The organism is Methylibium sp., from assembly GCF_013817365.1.
In the GTDB taxonomy this organism is placed as follows: Bacteria; Pseudomonadota; Gammaproteobacteria; order Burkholderiales; family Burkholderiaceae_C; genus Methylibium.
Genome location: NZ_JACDCU010000504.1, coordinates 1,556 through 2,699 on the forward strand (window position 1 = coordinate 1,556; position 1,144 = coordinate 2,699).

The 1,144-nt window shown below is 67.5% G+C and carries 2 protein-coding genes and 1 pseudogene; all 3 read left to right on the forward strand.

The genetic code is table 11. From position 1 onward, the window contains the following. Positions 1 to 138: pseudogene (locus tag H0W38_RS20515) on the forward strand (LysE family translocator); the annotation flags it as partial. Positions 139 to 201: 63 nt separating this feature from the next. Continuing rightward, complete coding sequence (locus tag H0W38_RS20520) at positions 202 to 621, forward strand: PaaI family thioesterase (RefSeq protein ID WP_292457666.1); 420 nt, start codon at positions 202 to 204, stop codon at positions 619 to 621. 73 nt (positions 622 to 694) lie between these two features. Further along, positions 695 to 1,144 (forward strand): FMN-binding negative transcriptional regulator (locus H0W38_RS20525; RefSeq protein WP_292457669.1); only part of this gene is annotated, 450 nt, incomplete at its 3' end.

The following is a 1,144-nucleotide window of genomic DNA, read 5'->3' on the forward strand; positions in this document are numbered from 1 at the left end:
ATCGCGCTAAGCGCCGCGCACATCGCGTCCTGGTTCTCACGCAACCCGACGTGGCTGGCCGTTCAGCGCTATGTCATGGGCTTCGTTCTGGCCGCGCTGGCGGTTCGGCTTGCGCTCGAACCACGCCGCGCCGTATGAGGCAGCAAGCGCCGTTGAACAACTAACATGGCGCGTCTTGTCCTTGATGATCGGAACGCCGTCATGCTCACCGTCGATGACTTCAACCGGCGAGGCGCCGAAAACCTGCCCGGGCACCTCGGCATCGTCATCACGCGCGTGGCTACGTCGACTGTCACGGCCGAATTGCCGGTGTCGAAGCAGCTCATGGCGCCCAATGGGTTTCTGCACGCCGGCAGCGTGGTCACGCTGGCCGATACCTGTTCAGGCTACGGCTGCCTCGCCAGCCTGCCGGAAGGCGCGACGGGCTTCACGACCATCGAGCTCAAGTCCAACCACCTCGGCACGGCGCGAGACGGCAGCATCGAATGCACGGCCACGGCGGCGCACCTGGGCAGGACCACGCAGGTGTGGGACGCGGTGGTCAAGCACAAGGAATCGGGCAAGACGATTGCGCTCTTTCGCTGCACGCAGATGGTGCTGTACGCCAAGAACAGCGCCTGAGTATTCGCCGCGGCGGTGATCTGCCGCCTGCCCTGCCGAAACCACCGCTGCCACTCTCGCCCCGAGCCCGACCATGTACATCCCCGCCCACCACGCCGAGCCGGACATCGCCGTGCTGCACGCGCTCATCCGCGCGCAGCCGCTGGGCACCTGGGTGACGCAGGGCGAGGGCGAGTTGCTCGCCAACCATGTGCCCTTCCTGCTCGATGCGAGCCGCGGCGAGCACGGCACGCTGGTCGCGCACGTGGCGCGGGCCAATCCGGTGTGGCGGTCGTTCTCGAAGAGCGTGGCGTCGGTGGTGGTCTTCCAGGGTGCGCAGACCTACATCACGCCGTCCTGGTATGCGAGCAAGCGCGAGCACGGCAAGGTGGTGCCGACGTGGAACTACGCTGTTGTGCATGCGCACGGCATGCCGCGCGCCATCGAGGACCGCGACTGGGTGCTCGCGCTCGTCAGCCGGCTGACGAAGACGCACGAGGCCGCCCGCGCTCAGCCTTGGCAGGTGTCGGACGCGCCGGCCGAC